Source organism: Streptomyces sp. NPDC001970, assembly GCF_053594115.1.
Genome location: NZ_JBSFDW010000001.1, coordinates 225,779 through 251,898, shown reverse-complemented (window position 1 = coordinate 251,898; position 26,120 = coordinate 225,779). Strand labels below are relative to the sequence as shown.

Below are 26,120 nucleotides of genomic sequence, written 5' to 3'. Positions count from 1 at the left end.
CGTCCATGCGCGCGTCCATACGGTCAGGTGAGGGTGACCGTCTCGGGGGTCTCCTCGGACCAGGCGGCCAGCGGCATGAAGCCGCGGTGCCCGAACTCGCCGAAGACGGTGACCGGGCCGCCGCCGGACACGGCGGCGAGCTTCCACGATCCGGGGCGGGACAGCGCGGCCGGCGCGACCGGCAGCGCGGACCGTCCGTCCGCGTCGGCCAGTTGCCAGCCGTCGTCCGCCGGGACGGGTATGACCCCCGACAGCGTGACGGGCCATGAGTCCAGCCAGGGGTCCTCGCGCAGGGCCGCCCCGTACGCCGCGAGCGCGTCGGCCGTCGAACCGCCCGGCGGCGGCGCCTTGATCGGGGCCGGGGCGCCGAACTGCTCGCCCAGATCCGCCCGCAGCTGCCCCGCACCCCCGTACGGCACGAGCTCGGCGTCGATCATCAGTCCGGCGGGCAGGGCCAGTTGCGGCGCGCGCCCGGCCGCACCGAAGGAGAGCAGCAGTGCGGTCCGCCCGGTCTCCCGCCCGTGGAGCCAGGTACGCCGCGTGGTGATCTTGCCGTCGGCCGTGTCGTACTGTGCGAGCACCAGCCAGTCGTCCCTGACCGCGGGCCCCTCCGCGGGCGCGGTCAGTCCGACCCTCGTGCGCACGGTGGCGGCCAGCGGCTCCGGCAGCCGGTCCACGTCCAGCCAGGCCCGGTCGAGGAGGTGCACCAGCGCACTCTCCTCGAGCAGCCGCACGGGCCAGCCCGGCCCCGAGCCCGGGATGGCCCCCAACTCCCGGACCCGCCCTGCCAGCCCGGGCGCCTGGGCGTCGACCATGCGTGCGGCCGTCTCCTCCCACAGCCCGTACCCGGCCTGCTCCGCCGAAGCCAGGCCTCCGCGCAGCAGATCCGCCAGCCGCTGCTCCAGCTCCGTGGCGCCCGCGGTGATACGGCCGGCCCTGCGCTCCGCCCTGCGCCTGGCCGCCTCCGGATCGGCGGTCTTCGCGGACTGCCCCTCGCCCGCGCCCCGCTGCTCCTTCTCCGCCGCGCGCGTGCGGCGCCCGGCCAGCCATTCGTCGGCCCAGTCGGGCACTTCGGCGTCCCGGACCGTCTCCTCGTCGCCCGCCCAGAGCAACAGCAGCCCCAGTGCGTGCTTGCACGGGAACTTCCGGCTCGGGCAACTGCACTTGTACGCCGGGCCGGCCGTGTCCACGATCGTCCGGTACGGGTTGCTGCCGCTGCCCTTGCACAGACCCCAGACGGCGCCCGAGCCGTTGCTGCCCGCGCCCGACCACGGCCCGGCGGAGCCGAGCTTGCTTCCCGCTTTGCGTGACGCGGCGTCAGGAGCCAGGGCCAGCACCTGCTCCGCCGTCCAGCGCACCCCCTGCTGATTCATGGGAACGACCGTACGGGCCACCTCTGACAATGCCCTCTGACCTGCGTATCTGCGGGATTGATAACGACTTGACCTTGCCTGTTCTTTGCGATTCGCTGCGCGTGTCAGCCACACGATCCAGGGGGGATCCCGCATGAACCGCACCATCCGCTCCGCCGCCGGCGCCTTTGCCGCCGCAGGGCTCGCCTTCGGCCTCGTCGGCTGCGACGCGGCCGTCGACCAGGTCGACAAGGCCGTGAACGAGACGTACGAGGTGACGTACGAGGTCACCGGCAAGAACGTCGACTCGATCGAGTACAACGCCGGCGGCGGCACCGCGACCGAGCCCAAGCTCGAATCGGTGCAGAAGCCCACGCTGCCGTGGAAGAAGACCGTGACGCTGAAGGGCATCGAGGCGCCCACGGTCGTGCCGATCGCGGTGGACCTCGCCGGGGGAGAGGTCGGCTGCAAGATCACGTACAAGGGCAAGGTCATCAAGGAGGAGTCCGGCGCCGGCGTCGCGGCCGCGACCGGGTGCATCGCCCTGTCCCCGATCGTCGAGTAAGTCCGCCCCGGCACAGTCGACTTCGGCCTCGCTCTACGGCGCCGGCCTGCGGAAACAGCCGATTGTCAGTGGCATGGTGCACGGTGGGAACCACATCCGGTCGATCGATCTGGAGGGGGATCCATGACCGTGCCCGAAACCGGTGCAGACACCGGCACCGAGGTCCTGCGGCCGCATGCCGAGGACGCCTTCGCCGACGAACTCAAGGCGCTGGCCGCGGCCGACGACCGGCCGCGGCCTGCCCGCTGGCGACTCTCGCCGTGGGCCGTGGCCACGTATCTCCTCGGCGGCACGCTGCCCGACGGGACGGTGATCACGCCGAAGTACGTGGGGCCCCGCAGGATCGTCGAGGTCGCCGTCACGACGCTCGCCACCGACCGGGCGCTGCTCCTGCTCGGCGTGCCCGGCACCGCGAAGACCTGGGTGTCCGAGCATCTCGCGGCCGCCGTCAGCGGAGACTCCACCCTGCTCGTGCAGGGCACGGCGGGCACGCCCGAGGAGGCCATCCGGTACGGGTGGAACTACGCGCAGCTGCTCGCCCGCGGCCCGAGCCGTGACGCGCTCGTGCCCAGCCCCGTCATGCGCGCGATGTCCGAGGGGATGACCGCGCGCGTCGAGGAGCTCACCCGCATTCCGGCGGACGTGCAGGACACGCTCATCACGATCCTGTCGGAGAAGACCCTGCCGATCCCCGAGCTCGGCCAGGAGGTGCAGGCGGTCCGCGGTTTCAACCTCATCGCGACGGCGAACGACCGCGACCGAGGGGTCAACGACCTGTCGAGCGCGCTGCGCCGCCGGTTCAACACGGTGGTGTTGCCGCTGCCCGCGACCGCGGACGCGGAGGTCGACATCGTGTCGCGGCGTGTCGACCAGTTGGGGCGCTCGCTCGACCTGCCCGCCGCGCCCGAGGGCGTCGACGAGATCCGGCGTGTGGTCACGGTCTTCCGCGAGCTGCGCGACGGCGTCACGACCGACGGCCGTACGAAGCTCAAGTCCCCCTCGGGGACGCTCTCCACGGCCGAGGCGATCTCGGTCGTCACGAACGGCCTCGCGCTCGCGACCCACTTCGGCGACGGCGTCCTGCGCCCGGGCGATGTGGCGGCCGGCATCCTCGGCGCGGTCGTCCGCGACCCGGCCGCGGATCGTGTCATCTGGCAGGAGTACCTGGAAACGGTGGTGCGGGAGCGGGACGGCTGGAAGGACTTCTACCGCGCCTGCCGCGAGGTGAGCGCATGACGGCGGCGGTCATGGCTGCGACGCCCGGGTCCAGGGCGGCGACGCCCGGGTCCAAGGCCGCGATGTCCGGCGCCACGGCCGGGCTCCGCGACACGGCCGCGGCGCCGGACGCCCTGCCGTCCGCCGTGCAGGCTTCGGCCCCCGCTGCGGTCCCGCCGGGGTCGACGGCCCCAGCCGGCCCCCGCGCCGCCGGACCGGACGAGTCCGGGATCCGGCCGCACGGGAGCGCCCCGCATGCCGTCGCCGCTCCGGCCGTGGAAAGGGCGTGGCCCGGTGACGGGCCGCTCGTGCTCGGGGTGCGGCATCACGGGCCCGGGTCGGCACGGGCGGTGCGGGCAGCGCTCGACGCGGCGGAGCCACGGGCGGTGCTGATCGAAGGACCGCCCGAGGGGGACGCCCTGCTGCCGCTCGCCGCGGACGAGGGGATGGTCCCGCCGGTCGCGCTGCTCGCGCACGCCGTGGACGACCCCGGCAGGGCGGCGTTCTGGCCGATGGCGGAGTTCTCGCCGGAGTGGGTCGCGATCCGCTGGGCGCTGGCGCACGACGTGCCCGTACGGTTCATCGACCTGCCCGCCACGCACTCCCTGGCGGCGGCCTCCGACCCCACGTGGGGCGACGAGGAAGACGAGGCGCATCCTGGCGGAGGCGGGCCGGCGCTGCGGGTCGATCCGATCGCGGTGCTCGCCGAGACCGCCGGTTACGACGATCCGGAGCGCTGGTGGGAGGACGTGATCGAGCACCGCGGCGCCACGCCGTCGACGCCCGGCGCCACGCCACCTGCCGACCCGCTCACGCCCTTCGCCGTGCTCGGCGAGGCCATGGCCGCGCTGCGCGAGGCGTACGGACACGGCGGGCACGACCGCGATCTCGTGCGCGAGGCCCATATGCGGATCCGACTGCGGGCCGCGCGCAAGGAGTTCGGGGACGAGATCGCCGTCGTCTGCGGCGCCTGGCACGTCCCCGCACTGACCGGGCAGACCGGGAAGCCGACGGTCACCGCCGACCGCGCCCTGCTCAAGGGCCTCCCCAAGGTCAAGACCGAGACGACCTGGGTGCCCTGGACGCACCGCAGGCTCTCCCGGCGCAGCGGATACGGCGCGGGAATCGACTCGCCCGGCTGGTACGCGCATCTGTTCAGCGCCCCGGACCGCCCCGTGGAGCGCTGGATGACCAAGGTCGCGGGACTGCTCAGGGACGAGGACCGGATCGTCTCGTCGGCCCATGTCATCGAGGCGGTCCGGCTCGCCGGGACACTCGCCGCGATGCGCGCGCGGCCGCTCGCCGGACTGAGTGAGACCACCGACGCGATCCGGGCCGTGATGTGCGACGGCTCCGACGTGCCGCTCGGGCTGATCCAGGACAGGCTGATCACCGGCGATGTGCTCGGCGAAGTGCCCGAGGCCGCTCCGGCCGTCCCGCTGCAGCGCGACCTGACCCGCCTCCAGCGCACCCTGCGGCTGAAACCGGAGCTGCTGGAGCGCGAGTTGGAGCTGGATCTGCGCAAGGAGACCGACGCCTCGCGCAGTCGGCTGCTTCACCGGTTGCGGCTCCTCGGCGTCGGCTGGGGCACCCCGGCGGCGGGGCGCGGCTCGACCGGCACGTTCCGGGAGACCTGGCGGTTGCGCTGGGAGCCCGAGCTGCACGTCAAGGTCGCCGAGGCGGGGGTGTGGGGCACCACCGTGCTCTCGGCCGCCACCGCGAAGGCCGAGTCCGAGAGCGCGTCGGCGACCGCCCTCGCCGAGGTGACGGCCCTCGCCGAGCGGTGTCTCCTGGCCGAACTGCCCGATGCGCTTCCCGTGGTGATGAAGGCCCTCGCCGACCGCGCGGCCCTCGACGCGGACGTCGGCCACCTCGCCCAGGCGCTGCCCGCCCTCGCCCGCTCCCTTCGGTACGGGGACGTGCGGGCCACGGACACCGCCGCGCTCGGCGAGGTGGCGGCCGGGCTGGCCGAGCGGATCTGCGTCGGCCTGCCGCCCGCCTGCACCGGGCTCGACGCGGACGGCGCCGCCGAGATGCGCGGACATCTCGACGGCGTCCACACGGCGATAGGCCTCCTGCCCGGAGCCGGAGCCGGAGCCGGAGCCGGAGCCGGAGCCGGGGAGCTGGGCGGGCGCTGGGCGGCCGTCCTGCGCAAGCTCGCCGCGCGGGACACCGTGCCCGGGGTGATACGGGGGCGCGCGGCCCGGTTGCTGCTGGACGACGGGCGACTCACCGAGGACGAGGCCGTGCGGCTCATGGGCCTCGCGCTCTCGCCCGGCACTCCGCCCGCCGACGCCGCGGCCTGGGTCGAGGGCTTCGTCGGCGGCGCGTCCGGAGGAGGCATGCTCCTCGTTCACGACGAGCGCCTGCTCGGGCTCGTCGACGCCTGGCTGACGTCGGTGCCGGCGGGCGCGTTCACGGACGTACTGCCGCTGCTGCGGCGCACGTTCTCGGCGTACGAGCCCGGCGTCCGCCGCACCTTGGGCGAGTTGGTGCGGCGCGGCCCTGCAGGAGCGGGCGACGCACCGGCGCCGGGGGAGGCAGGCATGCCCGGATTCGGGGCCGGACTCGACGAGGAGCGGGCCGACGCGGTGCTGCCCGTACTGCGGCTGATCCTGGAGGGGGACCACGTATGACAACGGCCGACTCGGTGGTGGGCGCGGCAGCGGACGCAGCGGTTGACGCGGCAACGGACACGGCTGTCGACGCGACGGCCGGCAGGGCGGTGGACAGCGCCCCCGACGAGCGGCTGCGGCGCTGGCGGCTCGTGCTCGGCGGGGGAGGAGCGGACGGGACCGGCTGCACCCTGACCGGGACGGACGCCGCGATGGACGGCGCGCTCGGCGCGCTCTACGGCACGGGGAGCGGCAAGGAGCGTGGGAGCGGAAGGCGTTCGGGGGGCCTCGAAGGGTCCGCGCCGAACGTGACGCGCTGGCTCGGCGACATCCGGACGTACTTCCCCAGCTCCGTCGTCCAGGTCATGCAGCGCGACGCGATCGACCGTCTCGGCCTCAGCACCCTGCTGCTGGAGCCGGAGATGCTGGAGGCCGTCGAGGCGGACGTCCACCTCGTCGGGACACTCCTCTCGCTCAACAAAGCGATGCCCGAGACGACGAAGGAGACGGCCCGGGCGGTCGTCCGGAAGGTGGTCGAGGACCTGGAGAAGCGGCTGGCGTCCCGCACCCGCGCGACCCTCACCGGCGCGCTCGACCGCAGCGCCCGCATCAGCCGGCCCCGCCACCGGGACATCGACTGGGACCGCACGATCCGGGCCAACCTGAAGAACTACCTCCCCGAGTTCAACACCGTCGTGCCCGAGCGGCTCATCGGTTACGGCCGCGCCTCGCAGGCGGTGAAGAAGGACGTCGTCCTGTGCATCGACCAGTCCGGGTCGATGGCGGCGTCGGTGGTGTACGCGTCCGTGTTCGGGGCGGTGCTCGCGTCGATGCGGTCGATCACGACCCGGCTCGTCGTCTTCGACACCTCGGTCGTCGATCTGACGGACCAGCTGGACGACCCGGTGGACGTCCTGTTCGGCACTCAGCTCGGCGGCGGTACGGACATCAACCGGGCCCTCGCGTACTGCCAGTCGCAGATCACCCGGCCCGCCGACACCGTCGTCGTACTGATCAGCGACCTCTACGAAGGCGGCATACGGGACGAGATGCTGAAGCGCGTCGCGGCGATGAAGGCGTCGGGCGTGCAGTTCGTCGCCCTGCTCGCGCTCTCCGACGAGGGGGCACCGGCCTACGACCGCGAGCACGCGGCGGCGCTGGCCGCGCTGGGGGCACCGGCGTTCGCCTGCACGCCCGACCTGTTCCCGGAGGTCATGGCGGCGGCGATAGAGAAGCGGCCGCTGCCCGTGCCGGCCGTCGGCTGAGGCGCCGACGTCGGCCGAGGCGCCTGGCCGCAGGGCGCCGGGCGAGACGAGCGGGCTGCGCGCCGGGGTGTGCGTCGCCGGGCCGTGGAGGGGGCTGGTGCGTCCCGGACCGCTACTCATAACGGACATGGCGACTCATCAGTAACAAGGGGCTTGCGTGACCCCAGGAGTCTCGTGCAAGCATCGTCCCTGTTGCCCCTGGAGGGGCAAGTTCCGCGACTGGGAGGGCTCGTCCCGCTTTGATCGTCACCGCTGCTCGGCCCGCAGCCGCCGTGCGCTTCGTGCGCGGGGCGGCCAGGCGGCATGCGGTGCGCGCGGTGCAGGTGTTGCTGTTCGTCGGCGGGCTGGTGGTGCTGGGGTTCGTCCTCGGCGGCCAGGCGCACGCGGCGGAGCAACCGGCCGCGGGTACGCCGGTCGAGAGCGTCGCCCGTACCGAACCGGTCGAGCAACTCCCCGACACGGCGGAGCCGGTGGCCCGGCGCGTTGCCGAGCCAGTCGCCGAGCGGGTGACCAGACCGGTCGTCACGTCGGTCGTCACACCGGTGGTCACATCGGTCGTCACACCCGTCGAGTCGACCGGCGGCGCAGTCGCCGAGAGGGCCGTCAAGCCCGTGGCCGAGCCCGTCGAGCAGGTCGTGGAAGGGGCCGTCCAGGGCGTCGCGCAGGCCGTGCCCGTACCGCCGCTGCCCGAGGAGCCGTTTCCCGCGCAAGGCCTGCCCTCTCCGACGTGGCCCGGCGACGGCGACGGGCTCGGTCTGCCCGTCCCCGCGCCCGGACAGGACCGGCCGCAGGACCCGGCTCCGGCCGCCGTCCACCGCGACGAGCCGCTCTCCGACAACTCCGCGGCCGATGCGCCGCAGCACACCTCGACGGGGGTGCACACGCGCACGCAGCTCCACCCCCACGTGTATGTGGACGGTGCGCACGAGTCGTATGTGACGGCCGGGCCCCACAGCCCGTTCGGCGGGCGGCTGCCGTTCCTCCCCGGTCACGCGCCGGCAGGTCCGGGCGGCAGCGCCGTCGTCCAGTCCGTCGGTGACGGTCACACGCAGCGCGACGGCGACCCGCACGGCACCTGGTTCTCGCAGGCCGTGGCGTTCGGGCTCGTTCCCGGTTCCGTGCAGCCGGTCACCGGCACAGGGGTGCGCGAGCGGCACCGCGGCATTCTCGAATTCCCCGGCTAGGGCAGGCCGTTCCACTCGCCTGAGACCTGCCGCGCGGGGGCGGAGCAGGTCTGCCCGAACCCCCCGAATTCGAAGGAACCTTCCGAACCATGAACAAGAACATCCGCCGTTCCATAGTCGTCGCGGCCGGTGCCGCCGGTATGTGGGCCATCGGTACCGCCGCCGCAAGCGCGGACGAGCTTCCCTCGCTGTCCCTCTCGACCCCGGACCAGGGGATCGACGTCCTCGACACGGTCGAGGACACGGTCACCGGCGCCACCGATGCCGCCGACGACGTCCCGGCCGTCGCCGCCGCGACCGGCACGGCGCAGGCCGGCGCCGGCGCCGCGGTCGCCCAGGCCGAGGAGGCCAAGGGAGCCGCGCAGGACGCCACCCGGGCCCCGGTCGTGTCCACCGCGGACCAGGCCCGTCAGTACGCCGAGGGCGAGCTGTCCGACGCCCAGGGCGAGATCGACTACCTCTTCGGCCCGCTGTCCTCCTTCGCTCCCGAGCTGGTGGACCAGGCCCCCGGCGCCGCTCAGGGCTACGCCCGGGGTGCCGTCGCCGCCGCGACCCCGATCGCCGACGAGACGTGCCAGGACGTCCTGCCCCCGATCGCGGACCGGGCGGTCGACGGCGTCCTCCCGGTCGCCGGCCAGGCCGTCGGCGACGTCGCCGGTCTCGCCACGGGCGTCGTCGGCGAGGTGACCCCGTTCGCGGGTGGTGTCGTGAGCGAGGTCCAGCCCTTCGCCGGCAGCGTGGTCGGCGAGGTCCAGCCCTTCGCGGGCGGGGTCGTCGGCGAGGTCCAGCCGCTCGTCGAGACCGTCGTCGACCACGTTGAGCCGGTCGCGTACGGGGTCGGCGGCTCCGCCGGCAACCTCGCGCACGGCGTCGTCGGCGACGTCCGGCCGTTCGCGGGCGGGGTGGTCTCCGAGGTGCGGCCGTTCGCGCAGGACGTGACCGGCACGGTCGCCGGCACCCCGGTCGCGGGCAACGCCGTCTCCGGCGTGCAGGACGTGGCCTACGCGGTCACCCCGAGCTACGTCGACAGCCTGGGCCACAGCCTGACCCAGGGCATCTGACCCCAGGGCATCCGACCCGGGGCATGTGATCCACGGCATGCGACTCAGGGCGTCCGGCTCGGGGCATCCGGCCAAGGGCATGACGCAGGAAGGCTGACGCCGCCGCGTGCCGCGTGACCGGCGGGTCCCGGACAAACGACGAGGCGGTCCCCATTGGGGTGGGGGCCGCCCGTTCCGTTCCCCGGAAGGCGCTCGCCCCTTCCCGTTCTCCGGACCGTGTCCCATTCTCCGGACCGTGCCCGCCCGTACCCGGCCCGTGCCCACGCCGTGGTCGTCCCGTAACCACAGCGTTCCGCCACGCGCGCTATCTGTGACAGGTATCACCGCTCCGGTGTGATCTGTGATTTAGGGACCCACGGCCCTCGGGGATAACCTGCGAGACGGACATGCCGCGTACCCGGCCACCGTGTACGCCTCCCTAGTGACAGCGCAGTCACGTTGCCCTTCGCGGCACGCCCACGCAGACAACGAACCGCGAATCACTGAAAAGGGACGGACGCGCGTGGACCTGTTCGAGTACCAGGCGAGGGACCTCTTCGCCAAGCACGGTGTACCGGTGCTGGCCGGTGAAGTCATCGATACGCCTGAGGCGGCGCGCGAGGCGACCGAGCGACTGGGCGGCCGTTCGGTCGTCAAGGCGCAGGTGAAGGTCGGCGGCCGTGGCAAGGCCGGTGGCGTCAAGCTCGCCGCCACACCGGACGAGGCCGTCGCCCGCGCGACGGACATCCTCGGCATGGACATCAAGGGCCACACGGTCCACAAGGTGATGATCGCCGAGACCGCGCCCGAGATCGACGAGGAGTACTACGTCTCGTACCTCCTCGACCGCACCAACCGCACCTTCCTGGCCATGGCCTCCGTCGAGGGCGGCATGGACATCGAGGAGGTCGCGGCCACCAAGCCCGAGGCCCTCGCCAAGATCCCGGTCGACGCCAACGAGGGCGTCACCGCCGCGAAGGCCCGCGAGATCGTCGAGGCCGCGAAGTTCCCGGCTGCCGTCGCCGAGCAGATCGCCGAGATCCTGCAGACCCTGTGGAAGACCTTCGTCGCCGAGGACGCGCTCCTCGTCGAGGTCAACCCGCTCGCCAAGGTCGACGACGGCCGTGTCCTGGCCCTGGACGGCAAGGTGTCGCTTGACGCCAACGCCGAGTTCCGTCAGCCCTCGCACGCCGAGCTCGAGGACAAGGCATCGGCCAACCCGCTCGAGGCCGCTGCGAAGGCCAAGGGCCTCAACTACGTCAAGCTCGACGGCGAGGTCGGCATCATCGGCAACGGCGCGGGTCTGGTCATGTCGACCCTCGACGTCGTCGCGTACGCCGGTGAGAACCACAACGGCGTGAAGCCCGCCAACTTCCTCGACATCGGTGGCGGTGCCTCCGCCGAGGTCATGGCGAACGGCCTCGAGATCATCCTCGGCGACCCGGACGTCAAGTCCGTCTTCGTCAACGTCTTCGGCGGCATCACCGCCTGCGACGCGGTCGCCAACGGCATCGTGCAGGCCCTGGAGCTCCTCGAGTCCAAGGGCGAAGAGGTCACCAAGCCGCTGGTCGTGCGCCTCGACGGCAACAACGCGGAGCTGGGTCGCCAGATCCTGGACGACCGCAACCACCCGCTCGTGCAGCGTGTGGACACCATGGACGGTGCGGCCGACAAGGCCGCCGAGCTGGCTGCGAAGTAAGGGACGAGGGACACCAACACCATGGCTATTTTCCTCACCAAGGAATCCAAGGTCATCGTCCAGGGCATGACCGGCTCCGAGGGTCAGAAGCACACCAAGCGCATGCTGGCTTCCGGCACGAACATCGTCGGTGGCGTGAACCCGCGCAAGGCGGGCACGACGGTCGACTTCGACGGCACCGACATCCCCGTCTTCGGGTCGGTCGCCGAGGCGATCGAGAAGACCGGCGCTGACGTCACGGTCATCTTCGTCCCGGAGAAGTTCACCAAGGACGCGGTCATCGAGGCGATCGACGCCGAGATCGGCCTCGCGGTCGTCATCACCGAGGGCGTCTCGGTCCACGACACCGCGCAGTTCTGGGCGTACGCGGGTGCCAAGGGCAACAAGACCCGGATCATCGGCCCGAACTGCCCGGGTCTGATCACCCCCGGCCAGTCGAACGCCGGCATCATCCCGGCCGACATCACCAAGCCCGGCCGCATCGGTCTCGTGTCCAAGTCCGGCACGCTGACGTACCAGATGATGTACGAGCTCCGTGACCTCGGCTTCAGCTCCTGCGTCGGCATCGGCGGTGACCCGATCATCGGCACCACCCACATCGACGCCCTGGCGGCCTTCGAGGCCGACCCGGACACGGACCTGATCGTGATGATCGGCGAGATCGGCGGCGACGCCGAGGAGCGTGCGGCCGACTTCATCAAGGCGAACGTCACCAAGCCGGTCGTCGGTTACGTCGCGGGCTTCACCGCCCCCGAGGGCAAGACCATGGGCCACGCGGGCGCCATCGTCTCCGGCTCCTCCGGCACCGCACAGGCGAAGAAGGAGGCCCTGGAGGCCGCGGGCGTGAAGGTCGGCAAGACGCCGACCGAGACGGCCAAGCTGGCGCGCGCCATCCTCGCCGGCTGACCTCTCCGGTCGCCCGGACCTCTTCGGTCTGCCGGACCTCTCCGGTCCGACCTGTTTGCGCGGAAGGGCCCGCACCCCACCATCCGGGGTGCGGGTCCTTCCGCGTTGCCTGCGCGTCAGTGGGCGAACGGCAGGAGACGTTCCGGACCCTTCAGCGGGTGGTGCCTCAGCATCGTGCGCAGCTCGATGTACCGCTTGGTGACGGCCGGAGGGCCGTAGGCGGACCGTACGCCACCGACCGACTCCCCGGGTGCCTGCGGGGCCTCGTAATGGCTGTCCGACACGACCATCGTGAGCGCCGCCGCTCCCAGGATCAGCGCGGTGAGGCCGAACGCCGCCCGTGTCCAGAACCGGGTACGGCGTTCGCTGCCGGCCCGTACGGCTTCCGCCGACGCGATCTCGGCTGCCGCGGCATGGACGACCAGGTCGGCGAGCTCCTCCTGCAGGGCCTCCGGTTCGGCCAGCTCGGGGAGCAGCTCGGCGACGGCGGCGCGGGCGTGCAGCAGCCGGTTCGCGGCCGCGGGGGTGCTTGCCTCGGTCTCCGCGGCAGTGTCGGGAAGGTCGAGGCCGAGCCCGTCGTACAGGATCAGCGTGCGGCGGTACGTCGGCGGCAGCTCGAGCAGCGTCTCGCGGAGCGACGGCCAGGGCTGGGGGCTGCCGGAATCCTCGGGGTGGCGGAGGGAGCGGCGCAGCTTGTGCCAGGGGGACATCGCGTATTCGTACGCCGCCGCGCGCACCCAGCTCGCCGGGTCGCGGTCGACGGCGACCTCGGGCCAGCGCTGCCAGGCGACGTGGAAGGCGTGCTCGACGGCCTCGAGGGACAGATCGCGGCGGCCGGTGAGCAGATAGGTCTGGCGGGCGAGGCCGGGGGCGGTTTCCGTGTAGAGGGCGTCGAAGGCCTCTTCGGCGGTGAACGCGGGGCCCTCGGACGGCATGGGGGGCAGTGCAGGGGCGGTGGGTGCCCGGCGTCCGGCGCCCGGCGCGGAGCGCGCGGGGGCGTGCGGGCGAGCGCGTGCGGGCATGGTCGAGGGGGAGACAGCGGCGGCGGCGGGCGGGGCGGTGCGCCGGTCGGCCGTGGGATCGTCGTCCTGCCGTACCTGCTGCTGTGCCCTCTGCACCTGCCGTGCCTGCTGCACCTGCTGTGGCTTCTGCACCTGCTGCACCTGCTGTGCCTGCTGTGCGTGCTGTGCCGCGCCCGCCTCGGGTGCCTCTGCAGCCTTCTCCCTGGCCGCCGTCGCCTCCCTGGCGGCGATCTCCTCCTCGTACGTCGCGAGCAGCTTCGCGTACACGTCGCGCCTGCGGCCGCGCGGATTGGTGCGGCCCGCCTCCCAGGACTTGATCGTCGCCCGCGTGACCCCGACGGCCTCCGCGACCTGCTTCTCGCTCAGTGACCGCGCCTCGCGCAGCCTGCGCCGCTCCTTGGGGGAGGGCAGCGCGGCGGCGTCGGTCCTGGCGGGGTCCGCGGGGCTCTGCGTCATGAAGGGCTCCCCGGGGCCGAGCGACTGCACTGGGGCGAAAAGTACATAAGCGTATTTTGTGCGACACAACGGCTATCCGCCTGTTACGTGGATAAAACGCGTGTCGTTGGCAGCATGGCCGCGTGACCCAGTTGACCGACCGCAGCCCGACCTACGTGGCCGTGCACGGCTCCCGGCCGCCCGCCGCCGTGCTGACGGCGTCCGCCCTGCGCGGGATGATCGCGGCCGGGCTGGGACTCGGCACGATCGCCGCCCTGGTGATGGTGATGTGGATCAGCTCGCCCTACCCGGACAGCGGCCCCGCAGGGGTGCTGCACGTGGCGGCCGGGCTGTGGCTGCTCGCCCACGGCACCGAGGTGGTCAGGCCCGACACGCTCTCGGGCACGCCCGCGCCCGTGGGTGTCGTACCGCTGCTGCTGGCGGTGCTGCCCGTCTGGCTTGCGCACCGGGCCGCGCGCGAGGCTCTCGAGACGGACGCCGGGCCACGGGCTTCGGTGGGAGTCGTCGTGTCCGGGGTGACCTGCGGCTATCTGCTGGTCGGTACGTGCGCGGCGCTCTACTCGGCAGGTGGGTCGCTCGCCGCCGAGCCGGTCAGCGCGGCGCTGCACCTGCCCGTGGTGGCCACCCTGTCCGCGGCGGCGGGCGTGTGGACCGCGCGGGGGCGGCCGCTCGGGCCGCTGCCGCGGTGGGTGCCGGAGGGCGTACGGGTCGCACTGGCGCGCTCCCGGGCCGTTGTCGCGCTCCGGGCGGCAGGTGCGGCGGGTGCGGTGCTGCTCGCCGGCGGGGCGGTGCTCGTCGCGGGGTCGCTCGTGTGGCACGCGGGTGAGGCGCAGGATTCGTTGCTGCGGCTCGCGGTGGACTGGCCGGGGCGCGCCGCAGTGCTGCTGCTGGCTCTGGCTCTGGTGCCGAACGCGGCGGTGTGGGGGGCGGGGTACGGGCTCGGCCCGGGGTTCGCGCTCGGTACGGGCGCGACGGCGGCGCCCTTCGCGGTCGCGGGGGAGCCCACGCTGCCCCACTTCCCGCTGCTGGCTGCGGTTCCTGCGGAAGCGCTGGGTACGACGCCGTCCTGGGCGTGCGCGGCGGTGCCGGTCGTTGCGGGAGGCGCGGCCGCCTGGGCCACGGCCCGTGCGGAGGCGGCCGCCGGTGCCGCCTCTCGCGCCGCCTGGACCTGGCGCGGCACGGCTCTGACCGCGCTGCTGGCGGCGGTGCTGTGCGGGGCACTCATGGCATTTCTCGCGGCGGCGGCCGGAGGACCGCTGGGCACGGGGTCGCTGGCCGCGTTCGGCCCGGTGTGGTGGCAGGTGGGCATGGCGGCGTATGCCTGGACGGCGGTCGTTGCCGTGCCGTCCGCGGTCGCCGTCCACGCCTGGCGCGCGCGCCGCGCCCGCCGGCCCTTGTCCACCACCCTGGCGGACTGGTCCGCTGCGCGTGAGGCGTGGTGGGCGGCGCTGAAGCGGGTGTCGAGGCGGATGATGTCCGCGTTTCCGGCACGGCTGCGGGTGCCTGCGGTGCCTGCGGTGCCGGTGCCTCCGGTGCCGGGGCCTGCCGTGCCGTTGCCTGTCGTGCAGGAGCCCGTGCAGCCGCCGCCCGTGCCGTCGCCGCCCTCCGCGACGGCCGCCGTGGCGACAGTGCCGGGGGCCGCGGAGGCGCCGCCCGTGCCCTCGGGGCTTCCGGACACGGGCGAGGAGCCCGCACACACCGCCACGCCGGACGAGCCGGGAGCGACGCCCACGTCCCCCACTCCCGAACCGGGGCCCTGCCCCGACCCCCCTCTCGTCTGCGGACCGTGGTCCGGCTGTGCCCACCATCCACCGGAGCTTCGCCCGGGAGATGCCCCCGGCGCTGCGGAACGACTGCCCGCAACCGGGGAAGGTGGCGCCGGCGCCGATACGGCAACGCCCCCGCTGCCCGGATCCGGAGAGGCGGGAGCGGGGGCAGGGGCAGGGGCGTAGTGCGGCCGTGGGCTACTCCGGGACGCCGATCACGTTGCGCAGGGGCTCCGGGAGCAGTTCGTTGCAGGCGATCTGGCCCGTCTTCGTGAGGGCGTCGTCGCGGCAGGTGTAGAAGTCGCGGTAGACGAGCTGCATCGTGAAGGTCATCGCCACGATCGCGAGCGCGATCGCCGCCATCACCATGCCGCTGACGGCCGCAGTGACCTGGGGCTTTCCGCCGCCGGTCTGGGCGGGAGGAGTCGCCGACGCGGCCGCGGAACCCTCCGCCGGGCGGCGGTTCTTCGCGCGCAGGGAGCTGGCGCCCCAGTACAACGCGAGCGCACCCAGCAGCAGCGCGATCTCCGAGAGGTCGAAGAGGGCGAAGAAGAACGCCCACATGCCGGCGAGCAACGCATAGCGGGCGCGGCGCTGGGCCGGGTCCGTCGGGTCCCAGCGCAGGCCCGCGCCGGGACCGCTGCCCTCGGGGCCGCCCTGACCGCCGCCACCCGGGCCACTCGGACCACCTTGGCCGCCCGGACTGCCCTGGCCGCCCTGACGGCCGCCGAAGCCCCCCGACGACCGCCCCGGCTGGCGGCTGCTCCACTGGCTGCCCCAGCCCGAGGACGGACGCCCGTCCTCCTCCTGGCGGCCGCCGTCCTGACGGCCACCGTCGTCCCCGGATCCGGTCCCGGTCCCGGACCCGGTCCCGGACTCGGATCCGGGCCCCGATGCCGAGCCGCGGCGCGGCTGCCACGGCCGGTCAGGAGTGCCTTCCGGTGGCGGTGCGAACGGATTCGTGGGCTCCGTGGACCCCGCCGAGTCCGTGGACTGGCGATCCCGCAGCAGCAGGGAGCCCCGCTCGCGGGCGAGCGGGAGGCGGAGAGCCGTGCGGCGGCGTCGGTCCGGCATGTGGTGAACGTCTTCCCCTCTTGTACCTCTGTACGCGGGTACTCCGTCTGGGGACGGGCCCTGCCCCAGACGCTACCTCCCGGCCACGCCCCCGTCCCGTGGGGGCCGCTCGGTGTGCCGGTATCGTTGCTGACGGTCGACGGCTTCGTAGAGTTCCCCTATCGGCGGTCTCATTTCTTTCGTACGACCACACAAAAACACCCCACAGACGTACCGCAACGCGAAAAGAGTCCCCCAGTGGCTGCCGCCCGCCTCGTCGTCCTGGTCTCCGGATCCGGCACCAATCTCCAGGCGCTGCTCGACGCCATCCACGAGGATCCCGAAGGCTTCGGCGCCGAGATCGTCGCGGTCGGCGCCGACCGCGAGGGCATCGCCGGCCTCGAGCGCGCCACCCGCGCCGGGATCCCCACCTTCGTGCGCAAGCTCGGGGACTACGCGACCCGCGAGGAGTGGGACCGGGCCCTGACCGAGGCGACCGCCGCGTACGAGCCGGATCTGGTCGTGTCCGCCGGCTTCATGAAGATCGTCGGCAAGGGCTTCCTCGACGTCTTCGGCGGCCGGTTCGTGAACACCCATCCCGCCCTGCTCCCCAGCTTTGCCGGTGCCCACGGAGTGCGCGACGCGCTCGCGTACGGCGTGAAGGTCACCGGATGCACCGTCCACTTCGTCGACGACGGCGTCGACACCGGCCCGATCATCGCGCAGGGCGTGGTGCACGTACGGGACGAGGACGACGAAGCCGCTCTGCACGAGCGCATCAAGGAAGTCGAGCGTCAGCTGCTCGTCGATGTCGTGGGGCGTCTGGCCCGCAACGGCTACCGCATCGAGGGACGAAAGGTAATTATCCCGTGACCGCCGAAACCATGAAGCGGCCCATCCGGCGCGCGCTGGTCAGCGTCTACGACAAGACCGGCCTGGAGGAGCTGGCCCGCGGCCTCCACGAGGCGGGCGTGGAGCTGGTCTCCACCGGCTCGACCGCCGGGCGCATCGCCGCGGCCGGTGTGCCGGTCACCAAGGTCGAGGAGCTCACCGGCTTCCCGGAGTGCCTGGACGGCCGCGTCAAGACGCTGCACCCGCGCGTGCACGCCGGCATCCTCGCCGACCTGCGCCTCGAGGCGCACCGCGAGCAGCTCGCGGAGCTCGGCGTCGAGCCGTTCGACCTCGTGGTCGTGAACCTCTACCCCTTCCGGGAGACCGTCGCCTCCGGCGCGACACCCGACGAGTGCGTCGAGCAGATCGACATCGGTGGCCCCTCGATGGTCCGGGCCGCCGCCAAGAACCACCCATCGGTCGCGGTCGTCACCAGCCCCGCCCGGTACGCCGACGTCCTCACCGCGGTCGCCTCGGGCGGCTTCGACCTCGTGGCCCGCAAGCGCCTCGCCGCGGAGGCGTTCCGGCACACGGCCGCGTACGACGTGGCCGTGGCCTCCTGGTTCGCGTCCTCGTACGCCCCGGCCGACGAGTCGGGCTTCCCCGACTTCCTCGGCGCCACCTTCGAGCGCTCCAACGTCCTGCGCTACGGCGAGAATCCGCACCAGGACGCCGCGCTGTACGTCACCGAGGCGGGCGGCGGGCTCGCGCAGGCCGAGCAGCTGCACGGCAAGGAGATGTCGTACAACAACTACACGGACACGGACGCCGCGCGCCGGGCCGCGTACGACCACGCCGAGCCGTGCGTCGCGATCATCAAGCACGCCAACCCGTGCGGCATCGCGATCGGCGCCGACGTCGCCGAGGCCCACCGCAAGGCGCACGCCTGCGACCCGCTGTCGGCCTTCGGCGGCGTGATCGCGGTCAACCGCCCGGTGTCCGTGGCGATGGCCGAGCAGGTCGCCGAGATCTTCACCGAGGTCATCGTCGCCCCGGCGTACGAGGACGGCGCGGTCGAGGTCCTCGCCCGCAAGAAGAACATCCGCGTGCTGCGCTGCCCCGACGCCCCGTCGGCCGCCGTCGAGCTCAAGCCGATCGACGGCGGTGCGCTGCTCCAGGTCACCGACCGCCTCCAGGCGGACGGCGACGACCCGGCGAACTGGACGCTCGCCACCGGTGAGGCGCTCTCCGCGGACGAACTCGCCGAGCTCTCCTTCGCCTGGAAGGCCTGTCGCGCAGTCAAGTCCAACGCGATCCTCCTCGCCAAGGACGGCGCATCGGTCGGCGTCGGCATGGGCCAGGTCAACCGCGTCGACTCCGCGAAGCTCGCGGTGGAGCGCGCGGGCGAGGAGCGGGCGCGGGGCGCCTACGCCGCGTCCGACGCGTTCTTCCCCTTCCCGGACGGTCTGGAGATCCTGACCGCGGCGGGCGTCAAGGCCGTGGTGCAGCCTGGCGGTTCGGTGCGGGACGAGCAGGTCGTCGAGGCCGCGAGCAAGGCGGGCGTGACGATGTACTTCACGGGGACGCGGCACTTCTTCCACTGACCGCGCACCGCGCCACCCGCGCACAAGGCCGAAGGCCGTGCCCCGTACGAACGGGGCACGGCCTTCGGCCTTGTGCCACTTGCTGCTTGAGCTACTTCTTGATGACCAGGGTGCCGGCGGCACGGTCGTGCCAGCCCTGCAGCTTCCCGGAGTTGTCGAAGAACGGGGAGAGGTAGACCAGGATCTGGCCGATACCGCAGAGGAACGAACCCACGAGCGGGATGATCCAGCGGATGAAACCACCACCGATGCCCGGGACCTGACCCGTGCTCTCCTTCACGACCTTCAGGCCGAGCGCCATCTTGCCGACGGTCGCGCCGACGAAGGAGATCATCAGCCACTCGTAGAGCATCGTGGCGATGCCGACCAGGGCGATAATGCCGAACAGACCGGCGATCATGCCACCGGCGGCCTCGGCAGCGTCGTTGATGCACGCCTCGTACGCCGGCGACAGCGGGTCCATGCCGGAACAGTCGTTCGCTGCGTTCTCGGCGACGCCGAAGGCACCGGCGAGACCGATGGCCGCAAAGATCCACACGATGATGCTGATGGCCACCCAGTCGATCAGACGGGCGCCGAGGCGGCGACCCATCGTCGCGACCTGGACGGTGCCCAGCACGGGCACGTTGATGTAGCCGTTGTTGGCCTGGAGAGCGCCGGGGACCTGCGGGGCCTGCGGGTACTGACCCGGCTGCTGCGGGTACTGCCCGGGCTGCTGCGGGTAGCCGTAACCCTGCTGGGGCACTCCCTGCGGGGCCTGCTGCGGGTAGCCGTAGCCGGGCTGACCCTGCGGGGGCTGCTGGGGCTGCTGCCCGTAAGGGTTGTTCGGGTCGCCAAAGCTCATGGCGGGATTCCTCCGTCGGGTTTGCGGGGACGACGCGGTCCGAACCGGAGGAACGTCACAAAGAATCAAGCGGTCTGCCCCCCGACACTGCCCGCGGCACTGCGCGGATCATCGTCGTCGTAATCTCGCTTTTTTGTCCAGTCGATAACCGTATGTGTTGTGCAAGTGCAACCTCGTGTTCTCGCCGGAGTCCCCGAATTGGAACAGGAGCGGGGTCATCCGCGAGGATGGGGGCATGACCGCCCAGATTCTCGATGGCAAGGCCACCGCAGCCGCGATCAAGTCCGACCTGACTGCCCGCGTGGCGGCGCTCAAGGCCGCGGGCGTGACGCCCGGCCTCGGAACGCTGCTGGTCGGCGACGACGTCGGCAGCCAGAAGTACGTGGCCGGAAAGCACCGCGACTGCGCGCAGGTGGGCATCGCGTCCCTTCAGCGCGAACTCCCCGCCACCGCCACGCAGGAGGAGATCGAGGCGGTCGTCAGGGAGCTCAACGAAGACCCGGAGTGCACGGGCTACATCGTCCAGCTCCCGCTCCCCAAGGGCATCGACACCAACCGGGTGCTGGAGCTGATGGACCCGGAGAAGGACGCCGACGGGCTGCACCCGATGAACCTGGGGCGGCTCGTGCTCAACGAGAAGGCGCCGCTGCCGTGCACCCCGGCGGGCATCGTCACGCTGCTGCGCCGCCACGGCGTCGAGATCAACGGCGCGCATGTCGTGGTTGTGGGCCGCGGCGTGACGATCGGCCGGCCGATGCCGCTGCTGCTGACGCGCAAGTCCGAGAACGCGACGGTGACGCAGTGCCACACGGGCACGCGCGACCTCTCCGCGCAACTGCGGCAGGCCGACATCATCGTCGCGGCCGCAGGCGTGCCGCACCTGGTCAAGCCCGAGGACGTCAAGCCGGGCGCCGCGGTGCTCGACGTCGGCGTGAGCCGTGACGAGACCGGCAAGATCGTCGGCGATGTGCACCCCGGTGTCGCGGAGGTGGCCGGATGGGTCGCCCCGAACCCGGGTGGCGTCGGCCCGATGACCCGGGCGCAGTTGCTGGTCAACGTCGTCGAGGCGGCGGAGCGCGCCGTGACCGGCGCTGCGGGCTGACGGGACATGGGCGAGCCCACACCGGGGCCGGACACCCCGGACCACGACTCCGACACGGCAGGCGGCGCGCGTCAGGCCGACGGCGTAGCGGCGTCGTCCAACGGCACCGGGCCGGAGAAGGCGCAGAAGCCGCAGAAGCCGGAGAAGGCGGAGAAGGCGGAGAAGCCGGAGAAGGCGAACGGCCGGGACAGGGCGCGCGCCAACGGCCGGGCGAGCGAGCAGGGCAACGGCCGGACCAACGGTCGGTCGGGCACGGCCGCCGCCGCCACACGGGGCGGCGCCGCACCCGAAGCGGGCGCCGAGGCGCGCGCGCACGCGAACGGGCACGCCCGTGAGCCCGACGCCACCGGCCCCGGCACCGACGCCACCGGCCCCGGCACCGACGAGCCGGGCGCCAACGGCACCAGCGAGAACAACGGGGCCCGCCCCGGCGAGCGTGGAACAGCCGCCCCCGGCGCGGCCCCCGACACCGCAGGCGCGGGCCGGTCACGCCGGCCGCCCACCGTCACGCGTGACACCGCCCGTCCCGAAGGCGGCGGCCGTGCCGCGCCCGGCGACGCCCCCGCCCCTGCTCGCCAGTGGCCGCTGCTCACCGTGATCGGCCTCGCGGCGCTCGGGCTGCTGATCGTCGGTACGGATCCGTTCCCGCAGGCGTTCCGGGTCGGCACGATCCTTGTCGGCGTCGCTCTGCTCACCGGCGCGGCGCTGCGCCGGTGGCTGCCTTCCGTGGGCATGCTGGCGGTGCGCTCGCGGTTCACCGACATGGTGACGTACGGCCTGCTCGGCATCGTGATCGTGCTGCTCGCCCTCATGACCCAGCCACGGCCCTGGCTGAAGATTCCGTTCCTGGAGGAAGTGGTCCGCTTCACTGTCCGTTAGGTCACGTATCACGTGTGACGTGTGCACGGAGAGGTCTCCGGGCTCCCGCGGCATCTCGAAGTCAAGTATCTTGACGTCGAGATAAGTCGACGAGTCCGGCTGCACGGTTGCGTTGCGCGATGCGCTGACCGACCGACGTGCCGAATCGACCGAGCGTGAGAGGGATGTCCGACCTCATGGCCAAGATCAAGGCAGCAAACCCCGTCGTCGAGCTCGACGGCGACGAGATGACCCGCATCATCTGGCAGTTCATCAAGGACAAGCTGATCCTGCCGTACCTCGACATCGAGTTGCTGTACTTCGACCTGGGCATCGAGCACCGCGACGCCACCGGCGACCAGGTGACGGTCGACGCCGCCCACGCCATCAAGGAGCACGGCGTCGGCGTGAAGTGCGCGACGATCACGCCGGACGAGGCGCGGGTCGAGGAGTTCAAGCTCAAGGCGATGTACCGCTCGCCCAACGGCACCATCCGCAACATCCTCGGCGGAGTGATCTTCCGCGAGCCGATCATCATGGAGAACGTGCCGCGCCTGATCCCGGGCTGGACCAAGCCGATCGTCGTCGGCCGTCACGCCTTCGGCGACCAGTACCGCGCCACCGACCTGAAGGTCCCGGGCGAGGGCACGCTCACCATGACCTTCACCCCGAAGGACGGCTCGGAGCCGGTCGAGCTCGAGGTGTACGAGTTCCCGGGCGCCGGCGTCGCGCTGTCGATGTACAACCTGGACGCGTCGATCCGCGACTTCGCGCGCGCCTCGTTCCGCTACGGCCTGGCCCGTGACTTCCCGGTCTACATGTCCACGAAGAACACGATCCTCAAGAAGTACGACGGCCGCTTCAAGGACATCTTCCAGGAGGTCTTCGACGGCGAGTTCAAGGCCGAGTTCGACGCCAGGGGGCTCACCTACGAGCACCGCCTCATCGACGACATGGTCGCCTCGGCCCTGAAGTGGGAGGGCGGCTACGTCTGGGCCTGCAAGAACTACGACGGTGACGTCCAGTCCGACGTCGTGGCCCAGGGCTTCGGCTCGCTCGGCCTGATGACCTCGGTCCTCATGTCTCCCGACGGCCGTACGGTCGAGGCCGAGGCCGCGCACGGCACGGTCACCCGCCACTACCGCCGGCACCAGCAGGGCAGGCCGACCTCCACCAACCCGATCGCCTCGATCTTCGCCTGGACGCGCGGCCTCGCCCACCGCGGCAAGCTGGATGGCACCCCCGAGGTCACCCGGTTCGCGGAGACCCTGGAGCAGGTGTGCATCGAGACCGTCGAGGGCGGCCACATGACCAAGGACCTGGCGCTGCTGATCTCCAAGGACCAGCCGTGGCTGACCACGGAGCAGTTCCTCGACGTCCTGGACACCAACCTGCAGAAGAGGATGGCGTCAGCGTGATTCTCTGACGCGCCCGCGCGCCTGCCCCCTCGCACGCGCCCCCTCGCACGCGCCCTCGTCCGCGTCCCCGCGCTTCCGCCGCGTCTCATCCGCAACACGGGCTGCTCGGGCCCGCCTTCGGTACGCCGAGCTGTGCGACCAGGTGACGGCGTCCGCCCTCTCCCCCGAGGGAGGGCGGACGCCGTCATGTGCAACAGCGTCATGCACGCGCCAAACGTGTTCAAGAGACGGCCGAGGCCTGTGTCACGGAAGTGACGGTTCCGCCATGGTGTGATCGTCGGGCAACGGATGCGAAACTGGGGCGGGCTTCGGGGCGGGGCGCGCTCGGGGGAGAGCAGCCGCCCTCAATGCCCCCGTGCGCCCCGCGCTCAGGAACTGTCATCCTGGCTCTGCGCATCCCTCTGGGTAGTCCACCCCGGTCGTCTTCTCACGGGCGGGTCAGACGGAACGTCCGAGAGGCGTGGCGGGGCAGTACGGGGGTCCGCCCACGCCCAGGGCGAAGGGGAGCGGGGCACATCAGGCACGTTCGGGGGGACAAGGGGGAGGCAATGCCTCGTTGGAAGGCGCTACCGGAAGAGCTCGACCCACAGGTCAGGGAGTTCACGGGCCAGTTGCGCCGGCTCGTCGACCGCAGCGGGCTGAGCATCGCGGCGGTCTCGGACCGCACCGGCTACAGCAAGACGTCGTGGGAGCGCTATCTGAACGGGCGGCTGCTCGCGCCGAAGGGCGCGATCGTCGCACTCGCCGAGGTGACGGGGACGAACCCGATCCACCTCACCACCATGTGGGAGCTCGCGGAGCGCGCCTGGAGCCGCTCCGAGATGCGCCACGACATGACCATGGAGGCCATACGGATCTCCCAGGCGCGGGCGGCGCTGGGGGAGTTCGGAGGCCCGGCCGCCCCGGCTGCCGGGGCGTCGCGGACCGCCGCGCCGCCGACGGGCCAGGACCGCGAGGCGTACGTTCCCGCGCAGGGCGGCGGGCGCTCCGTACCGCCGCCCCACGCCGGCGGCCTCGCCGGCGACGCTGCGGCGGCCCCGGACCAGGGCCGCGGGCGGCGCAAGATGACGATGTTCCTCGCGGGCGTCGTCGGCGCGCTGCTCGTCGTCGCGGCGGCCGTGCTCCTCACCGATCTCGGCGGAGGCGGCGACGACGGCGGCGCCAAGAACGTGGCCCAGTCGCCCAGCGCGGCCCCCACGACGAGTGATCCGCAGTTGCCCGTCGGAGTGAAGTGCTCCGGCGCCGACTGCACCGGCCAGGACCCGGAGAACATGGGCTGTGGCGGCCAGTTCGCCACGACCGCCTCGCGGGTGAAGGTCGGCACGGCCCTCGTCGAGGTGCGCTACAGCAAGACGTGCGCGGCCGCGTGGGCCCGTATCACCCAGGCCGCGCCGGGCGACAAGGTGTCGATCACCGCGGACGGCGCGAGCCAGAACGGCCTGGTCAACGCCGACAAGGACGCGTACACCCCCATGGTCGCGGTGACTGCGGCGTCCGACGCGAAGGCATGCGCGACGCTGACGACGGGCACGAAGGGCTGCACCGAGGAACAGTGACGAGGCCGCGCGGGGGAGCGGCGAGAGGCGGCACGGGGAGTGGCGAGGGCCTGTAGAGGACCGGCGGGCCAGTGAGCCGGACCACAAGGGGGTGGCGGTCCGCAGGGGGCGCCGTCGGATAGCCTGACCGCTGGATATCTCTTCACATCGAGAGATCGATCAGTACGGTGGAGATATCCAGCACCAGGGGCAGGGACCCCCACCGCCAGCTGTCTTACGGAGATCGCCATGACCCGCACTCCCGTGAATGTCACCGTCACCGGCGCGGCCGGCCAGATCGGCTACGCGCTGCTCTTCCGCATCGCTTCGGGCCAGCTGCTCGGCGCGGACGTGCCGGTCAAGCTCCGCCTCCTGGAGATCCCGCAGGGACTGAAGGCCGCCGAGGGCACCGCCATGGAGCTCGACGACTGCGCCTTCCCGCTTCTCCGGGGCATCGACATCACCGACGACCCGAACGTCGCCTTCGACGGCGCCAACGTCGCGCTGCTGGTCGGCGCCCGTCCGCGGACGAAGGGCATGGAGCGCGGCGACCTGCTCTCCGCCAACGGCGGCATCTTCAAGCCGCAGGGCAAGGCCATCAACGACCACGCCGCGGACGACATCAAGGTCCTCGTCGTCGGTAACCCGGCGAACACCAACGCGCTCATCGCGCAGGCCGCGGCGCCGGACGTACCGGCCGAGCGGTTCACCGCGATGACCCGCCTCGACCACAACCGCGCGATCTCGCAGCTGGCCGCCAGGACCGGCGCCGCCGTCACCGACATCAAGCGCCTCACCATCTGGGGCAACCACTCCGCGACGCAGTACCCGGACATCTTCCACGCGGAGATCGCCGGCAAGAACGCCGCGGAGGTCGTGGGCGACCAGGCCTGGCTCGCCGACACCTTCATCCCGACCGTCGCCAAGCGCGGCGCGGCCATCATCGAGGCCCGTGGCGCCTCCTCGGCCGCCTCCGCCGCCAACGCCGCGATCGACCACATCCACACCTGGGTCAACGGCACCGCCGAGGACGACTGGACCTCCATGGGCATTCCCTCGGACGGCTCCTACGGCGTCCCGGAGGGCCTGATCTCCTCCTTCCCCGTCACCTGCAAGGACGGCAAGTACGAGATCGTCCAGGGCCTGGACATCAACGAGTTCTCCCGCACCCGCATCGACGCGTCGGTCGCGGAGCTCGTGGAGGAGCGCGAGGCGGTCCGCGGCCTCGGCCTCATCTAGTACGTGCTCGCATACGTACGCGTACGTATGCGAGCACGTACTGACGTCACTGTGGGGCGCTGCGCCGTTGCGTGGCGCCCCGCGGTGCTCTCTGCGAACCTGGGCGCATGACTGAGCGAGACGCGGCCCGTCTGGTGCTGCTGCGGCACGCCAAGTCCGCCTGGCCGGACGTCGCGGACCATGAGCGCCCCCTCGCGCCGCGCGGCCGGCGGGACGCCCCCGCTGCCGGACGGCTCCTGCGCGAGCTGACGTACGTCCCCGACCTGGCGATCTGCTCGACCGCCCGGCGGGCCCGCGAGACCTGGGAACTCGCGGCCGGTGAACTGGGAGCAAAGGTGCCGGTCCGCCACGACGAGCGGGTGTACGGGGCGGATCCGGCCGAACTCTTCGACGTTCTGCGGGAGTTGCCCGCGGAGGTGGGGACGGCCCTGCTGGTCGGCCACAACCCTGGCATGGAAGACCTGGCGGGTGCGCTCAGCGGTGAGGCCGAGGGCGACGCCCTCGCCCGGATGACCGAGAAGTTCCCGACGTCGGCCTTCGCGGTGCTCGAC

Annotated in this window: 21 protein-coding genes; 17 read left to right on the top strand and 4 right to left on the bottom strand. The window is 72.3% G+C overall.

The features are described 5' to 3' along the window. Positions 1 to 23 precede the first annotated feature (23 nt). On the bottom strand, positions 24 to 1,373 hold the full coding sequence (locus ACWCP0_RS01195) for an SWIM zinc finger family protein (RefSeq protein ID WP_451076790.1): 1,350 nt from the start codon (positions 1,371 to 1,373) through the stop codon (positions 24 to 26). A gap of 133 nt (positions 1,374 to 1,506) precedes the next feature. Between ACWCP0_RS01195 and ACWCP0_RS01190 the strand changes: the two genes are divergently transcribed. From ACWCP0_RS01190 to sucD, 8 genes are all read left to right on the top strand, one after another. Beyond that, complete coding sequence (locus ACWCP0_RS01190; RefSeq protein ID WP_451076789.1) at positions 1,507 to 1,917, top strand: MmpS family transport accessory protein; 411 nt, start codon at positions 1,507 to 1,509, stop codon at positions 1,915 to 1,917. 123 nt (positions 1,918 to 2,040) lie between these two features. Further along, positions 2,041 to 3,153 carry an ATP-binding protein gene (locus ACWCP0_RS01185; protein ID WP_451076788.1) on the top strand — a complete coding sequence of 371 codons (1,113 nt, stop codon included), beginning with the start codon at positions 2,041 to 2,043 and terminating at the stop codon, positions 3,151 to 3,153. Further along, on the top strand, positions 3,150 to 5,768 hold the full coding sequence (locus tag ACWCP0_RS01180; protein WP_451076787.1) for a DUF5682 family protein: 2,619 nt from the start codon (positions 3,150 to 3,152) through the stop codon (positions 5,766 to 5,768). The genes ACWCP0_RS01185 and ACWCP0_RS01180 overlap by 4 nt, the downstream gene beginning before the upstream one ends. Before the next feature lie 17 nt (positions 5,769 to 5,785). Beyond that, positions 5,786 to 7,012: a VWA domain-containing protein gene (locus ACWCP0_RS01175; RefSeq protein ID WP_451077008.1), complete on the top strand. Its 1,227-nt coding sequence runs from the start codon at positions 5,786 to 5,788 to the stop codon at positions 7,010 to 7,012. Positions 7,013 to 7,251: 239 nt separating this feature from the next. Continuing rightward, entirely contained in the window at positions 7,252 to 8,196 is a 945-nt protein-coding gene (locus tag ACWCP0_RS01170; protein ID WP_451076786.1) for a hypothetical protein, read from the top strand. A gap of 89 nt (positions 8,197 to 8,285) precedes the next feature. Further along, on the top strand, positions 8,286 to 9,257 hold the full coding sequence (locus ACWCP0_RS01165; RefSeq protein WP_451076785.1) for a hypothetical protein: 972 nt from the start codon (positions 8,286 to 8,288) through the stop codon (positions 9,255 to 9,257). Between the two features lie 502 nt (positions 9,258 to 9,759). Beyond that, positions 9,760 to 10,935, top strand: a complete 1,176-nt coding sequence (sucC, locus tag ACWCP0_RS01160) for an ADP-forming succinate--CoA ligase subunit beta (RefSeq protein WP_451076784.1) — start codon at positions 9,760 to 9,762, stop codon at positions 10,933 to 10,935. 21 nt (positions 10,936 to 10,956) lie between these two features. Further along, the gene (gene sucD, locus ACWCP0_RS01155; protein ID WP_451076783.1) at positions 10,957 to 11,841 is read left to right on the top strand and encodes a succinate--CoA ligase subunit alpha; all 885 of its coding nucleotides are present in this window, start codon (positions 10,957 to 10,959) and stop codon (positions 11,839 to 11,841) included. Between the two features lie 116 nt (positions 11,842 to 11,957). Here the strand turns inward: sucD and ACWCP0_RS01150 are convergent, their stop codons facing one another. After that, positions 11,958 to 13,319, bottom strand: coding sequence for a sigma factor-like helix-turn-helix DNA-binding protein (locus tag ACWCP0_RS01150; RefSeq protein ID WP_451076782.1), 1,362 nt, complete (start codon positions 13,317 to 13,319; stop codon positions 11,958 to 11,960). Between the two features lie 122 nt (positions 13,320 to 13,441). Here ACWCP0_RS01150 and ACWCP0_RS01145 point away from each other — a divergent pair, with 122 nt between their 5' ends. Next, positions 13,442 to 15,271, top strand: coding sequence for a cell division protein PerM (locus tag ACWCP0_RS01145; protein ID WP_451076781.1), 1,830 nt, complete (start codon positions 13,442 to 13,444; stop codon positions 15,269 to 15,271). A 12-nt stretch (positions 15,272 to 15,283) separates the two neighbouring features. On the opposite strand, the gene ACWCP0_RS01140 is transcribed toward ACWCP0_RS01145, so the two are convergent. After that, on the bottom strand, positions 15,284 to 16,159 hold the full coding sequence (locus ACWCP0_RS01140) for a hypothetical protein (protein WP_451076780.1): 876 nt from the start codon (positions 16,157 to 16,159) through the stop codon (positions 15,284 to 15,286). 237 nt (positions 16,160 to 16,396) lie between these two features. On the opposite strand from ACWCP0_RS01140, the gene purN reads away from it, so the two are divergent. Further along, positions 16,397 to 17,011 carry a phosphoribosylglycinamide formyltransferase gene (gene purN / locus ACWCP0_RS01135; RefSeq protein ID WP_451076779.1) on the top strand — a complete coding sequence of 205 codons (615 nt, stop codon included), beginning with the start codon at positions 16,397 to 16,399 and terminating at the stop codon, positions 17,009 to 17,011. An 11-nt stretch (positions 17,012 to 17,022) separates the two neighbouring features. After that, positions 17,023 to 18,573 (top strand): bifunctional phosphoribosylaminoimidazolecarboxamide formyltransferase/IMP cyclohydrolase, encoded by a 1,551-nt coding sequence (purH, locus tag ACWCP0_RS01130; RefSeq protein WP_451077007.1) that lies wholly within the window; start codon positions 17,023 to 17,025, stop codon positions 18,571 to 18,573. A 91-nt stretch (positions 18,574 to 18,664) separates the two neighbouring features. Here the strand turns inward: purH and ACWCP0_RS01125 are convergent, their stop codons facing one another. Beyond that, positions 18,665 to 19,417 carry an RDD family protein gene (locus ACWCP0_RS01125; protein WP_451076778.1) on the bottom strand — a complete coding sequence of 251 codons (753 nt, stop codon included), beginning with the start codon at positions 19,415 to 19,417 and terminating at the stop codon, positions 18,665 to 18,667. A 235-nt stretch (positions 19,418 to 19,652) separates the two neighbouring features. Here ACWCP0_RS01125 and ACWCP0_RS01120 point away from each other — a divergent pair, with 235 nt between their 5' ends. The 6 genes from ACWCP0_RS01120 to ACWCP0_RS01095 form a co-directional block, all read left to right on the top strand. Continuing rightward, entirely contained in the window at positions 19,653 to 20,519 is an 867-nt protein-coding gene (locus ACWCP0_RS01120) for a bifunctional methylenetetrahydrofolate dehydrogenase/methenyltetrahydrofolate cyclohydrolase (RefSeq protein WP_451076777.1), read from the top strand. 6 nt (positions 20,520 to 20,525) lie between these two features. Continuing rightward, entirely contained in the window at positions 20,526 to 21,398 is an 873-nt protein-coding gene (locus tag ACWCP0_RS01115) for a DUF3017 domain-containing protein (protein WP_451076776.1), read from the top strand. A 176-nt stretch (positions 21,399 to 21,574) separates the two neighbouring features. Next, positions 21,575 to 22,795: an NADP-dependent isocitrate dehydrogenase gene (locus tag ACWCP0_RS01110; protein ID WP_451077006.1), complete on the top strand. Its 1,221-nt coding sequence runs from the start codon at positions 21,575 to 21,577 to the stop codon at positions 22,793 to 22,795. A 548-nt stretch (positions 22,796 to 23,343) separates the two neighbouring features. After that, positions 23,344 to 24,351, top strand: coding sequence for an XRE family transcriptional regulator (locus ACWCP0_RS01105; RefSeq protein ID WP_451076775.1), 1,008 nt, complete (start codon positions 23,344 to 23,346; stop codon positions 24,349 to 24,351). Between the two features lie 228 nt (positions 24,352 to 24,579). After that, on the top strand, positions 24,580 to 25,569 hold the full coding sequence (locus tag ACWCP0_RS01100) for a malate dehydrogenase (protein ID WP_351229336.1): 990 nt from the start codon (positions 24,580 to 24,582) through the stop codon (positions 25,567 to 25,569). A gap of 107 nt (positions 25,570 to 25,676) precedes the next feature. Next, positions 25,677 to 26,120, top strand: a 444-nt coding sequence (locus ACWCP0_RS01095; protein WP_451076774.1) for a SixA phosphatase family protein, incomplete at its 3' end; no start/stop codon positions are given.